This is a genomic window from Terriglobus albidus (assembly GCF_025685425.1).
In the GTDB taxonomy this organism is placed as follows: domain Bacteria; phylum Acidobacteriota; class Terriglobia; order Terriglobales; family Acidobacteriaceae; genus Terriglobus; species Terriglobus albidus.
The window spans coordinates 1-3,688 of record NZ_JAGTAS010000010.1; the positions used below are offsets into that span (position 1 = coordinate 1).

Consider the following 3,688-nt stretch of genomic DNA (forward strand, 5'->3'; position numbering starts at 1 on the left):
CTGGCCTCCGAAGATTTTGGATTGCTCTCACAATCAGCTTCTTCGTTCTCGGTCAGATGGACAATAACCTATTGAAACTTCACAGCTAAAGCCGCATCTTTCCCCGGACTGTACCGGCACAGCTGAAGCTGTTCAGTTCCATGACATCCTTTACACCTTGTCTCCATAGATCCTTTACAGGTTTATGCCTGTTTAGGGGTGTTGTTGGATGGCTTGGAGGAAGGTGGAAGTGGAAGCGCAGCGGTTGCGGTTCGTGGAGGCGGCGATGGTTGGAGAGCAATCGTTTTCGTCTCTGTGTGTGGAGTACGGGATAAGCCGTCCAACGGGTTATGTGTGGCTGAAGCGTTACCGGGAGCAGGGAGCGGCTGGGATGCAGGAAGCCAGCCGCAGGCCCCTGGTGAGTCCTCGTCAGAGCCCGGCAGAGCTGGAAGATCAGATCATATCTCTACGCGGTCAGCACCCTGACTGGGGAGCGCGCAAGCTTGCGGTTCTGCTTGGCCGGTCTGGGGTGAAGGTGCCATCGTCGACGGTACATCGGGTGTTGCGACGGCACGGTCTAATCCATCGGCTGGACAGCCATCCCCAGGCCACTGGCAGCTTCTGTCGAGAGGCGCCTAACCAGCTCTGGCAGATGGACTTCAAGAGCCCTAAAGGATGGAACGCGCATCTTGGTCCCTTGTCTGTGCTGGATGATCATAGCCGCTATGCCGTGGTGTTGGAGCAGCTGTCGTCTGGCGAGGGTCTGGTGGTGCAGCAGCGTCTGGATAAGGCGTTTTCTGACTGTGGTCTGCCCGAAGCCATGCTGATGGATCACGGTCAGCCCTGGTGGAACGCGCAGTCGCCAGGCGGATGGACGCAGTTGTCGGTGTGGCTGATGCGGCTGGGCATCCGGCTGTACTTCTCAAGGGTTCGCCACCCGCAGACCCAGGGCAAGGTGGAACGCTTCCACGGTGCTCTGGAGCGAGCACGGAGGAGATGCGGGATGATTGATGTGCCGCTTGGCCAGTCATGGCTGGACCGCTTCCGGGAAGAGTACAACCACGTTCGTCCCCATGAAGCGCTGGACATGAAAACACCAGCAGAGCACTGGCATCGCAGCCAGCGAGAGCACACCCTGCCACGCGATCCCGTTTACGCGTCGGATGCCGAAGTGCGCCAGCTCAACAGCAACGGAGCCCTCTGGCTGAACGGGCGTAGCTGGCAGGTAGCAGGTGCCCTGGCTCACCAGCCTGTCCGTCTTGCTCGTCTCGACCAACGCATCCTGATCTTCTACGGCGACACACCCATCCGGGAACTCGACCTCGAAGGGCAGGGTTCCACGATCGTGGAACCCTGCCCTGCAAACTCTCTCAACCTGTAAAGGATGTGTGGAGACAAACTGTAAACCATCTCTGGAGACTAGACAGCTGAAGCTGTGCCCTTAAGCAAGACCCTTCGAGCTCCGCTCGAATGTCCCCAGAGTCGACCTATCTACTTGTATCGATGACCGAGCGCGGTGAGTCTGAAATTCATAGCAAAATGTTCTCGCTCTTCACGAATCAGCCTGGCGAACTCACCCTAGCTTGCCCAGGGATCGCGGAGATATCCGGTGACCAGGGTATCGGAGCCGAACTCTGTCTTGGAGAGACGGCTCAGCCGTTGTTCCAGCAGGCAAGGAGATGGTCCTCCTTCGGCAAACGGAACGGCTCCGTGGCCAAGTTCGGCTTCGGCGTAGAAGAGATCAACCTCATCAACGAGATCGCTGGCGAGGAAGGTCCCATTCAGCCGGCTGCCGCCCTCTACAAGTACCGAGGTGATCTGGCGCTCTGAAAGCACGCGTAGTGCGTTCACCAGGTTGATCTGCTGCTGTGACGCTTGTATCCGCTCTACTCGAACACCTAGCTCGAGCAATGCATCTTCGTTTGCGGCTGGAGCAGATTCGTGACACAGCACCAGCAGGTCATCATCCGCTGACGTGACGAGCTTGCTGGAAAGGGGAAGCCGTAGCTGTGTATCCAGAATCACCCGCAGCAGTTTGCGCCGGCGGGGCAGGTTGGTGCGATCGGTCAGTAGTGGATCGTCTGCCAAGACAGTGCCGATCCCGGTCAGGATGGCGTCGGCGGCGTGCCGCATCTGCTGTACATGGGCGCGGGCGGCGGCGCCTGTCAGCCAGTGGGGTGCCTGGGTATGGCGCGTTTGAGGAGGCGGCGCCAGATATCCGTCGACCGAGAGAGCAGCCTTAAGAACGACGTAGGGTGAGCCGGTAACGATCCACTTTGCGAAGGCATTGTTCAATTCACGGGCTTCTTCCTGGAGCACGCCTGCTGTGACCTGGATGCCGGCCTGAGCCAGCCGGGCCAGCCCCTGACCGGCGACCTGCGGGTTGGGGTCCACCGTAGCTGCGACGACACGGCCAACGCGGGCATGAATGAGTGCGTCCGCACACGGGCCGGTGCGGCCATGATGGCTGCAGGGCTCCAGCGTGACATAGGCGGTTGCACCTTCAGCCTCGCCTCTAGCTTCTTTCAGGGCGACGATCTCAGCATGATCACGATGCTCGTACATATGGAAGCCGCGTCCGATGACCTGTCCGTTTTTTACAAGGACGCATCCCACGGTTGGGTTTGGGGAGGCCAGACCTACGCCTTCTCGCGCCAATGCGAGGGCCTGCTGCATGTACCGGATGTCGTCTGTCAGTTCCATTGGCTGCACTCTCTATCGTAGCCGCTTGGGATTGATGGGATGGATTTGGCGCGGGCAACGCGTTTTCTCCTGCGGGAGTCTCAAGGAATCGCCAGCTCGATACCTTCGAGGCAGAGAGGTAACCGCAATGTTTCAAAGACTGATCAAGTCGATGGCTGTCATGGCGATCTGTATGGCGACTGCATTTGCCGCCTCACCCACGGATGCGAAAGACAAGGTGTTCCTCAAGAAAGCCGCAGCCGGAGGAATGGCCGAAGTCGCATTTGCGAAGATTGCTCTCGATAAATCTCAAAATCAGGATGTTCGTAACTTCGCGCAGAAGATGGTTGACGACCATACCAAACTCAACGACAGTCTGAAGCCCATTGCCGACCAGCTCGGTGTGGAGCCTCCGGCGGAAGCTCCCAAAGAAGCACAGGCAAAAGCGGAGAAGCTGAAGAAGCTGGACGGAGACGCCTTTGATAAGGCCTACATCAAGGCGATGGTGGAAGACCATCACAAGGACCTGGCCGAGTTCACCAAGGAAGAGCAGAGCACGAAGAACGATGAACTGAAGGCCAAGGTTTCCGATGGGCGTAAGACCATCGAGGAACACACCGCGATGATCGATGACCTTGCAAAGAAGAACGGAATTCCTACGCCAAAAGCCGCGGCGATGTAGCGCCGGTCTACCGCAACGTAAAGAAAGGCTGGCATCTGCCAGCCTTTCTTTCATAAAAGTCGTTTGGGGTGTATCGACAAATTTCAGATATCCAACTCCGGGTGCCCCATTCATCGCAAATCACCCCAACGAACAAAGTTCGTCGGGGACCCCGATACGCGATGGGTGGATGTTCGAGCGAAGCTCGAATCGGTGGGAGACGTGGGCTTTCAGCCCACGGTCTATCGGCTCAATATAGAAATGGGCTTTAAGCCCCAGCCCTTTCAAGGTGTTTTCTTTGCGTTTTTAAGGACGCGATAGGTGGAGAAGTGAGCTGAAGCTTGTAGTACGTCGACATATTCTTTT

Annotated in this window: 3 protein-coding genes; 2 read left to right on the plus strand and 1 reads right to left on the minus strand. The window is 57.6% G+C overall.

Features of this window, described 5'->3' with window-relative positions:
• Window positions 1-208 precede the first annotated feature (208 nt).
• Window positions 209-1,360, plus strand: a complete 1,152-nt coding sequence (locus OHL21_RS00055) for an IS481 family transposase (protein WP_263415204.1) — start codon at window positions 209-211, stop codon at window positions 1,358-1,360.
• A 197-nt stretch (window positions 1,361-1,557) separates the two neighbouring features.
• Here OHL21_RS00055 and ribD read toward each other — a convergent pair whose 3' ends face one another.
• Window positions 1,558-2,682, minus strand: a complete 1,125-nt coding sequence (ribD, locus tag OHL21_RS00060) for a bifunctional diaminohydroxyphosphoribosylaminopyrimidine deaminase/5-amino-6-(5-phosphoribosylamino)uracil reductase RibD (protein ID WP_263415205.1) — start codon at window positions 2,680-2,682, stop codon at window positions 1,558-1,560.
• Between the two features lie 127 nt (window positions 2,683-2,809).
• Between ribD and OHL21_RS00065 the strand changes: the two genes are divergently transcribed.
• Window positions 2,810-3,343 (plus strand): DUF4142 domain-containing protein, encoded by a 534-nt coding sequence (locus OHL21_RS00065; protein ID WP_263415206.1) that lies wholly within the window; start codon window positions 2,810-2,812, stop codon window positions 3,341-3,343.
• The last annotated feature ends 345 nt before the right edge of the window (window positions 3,344-3,688 follow it).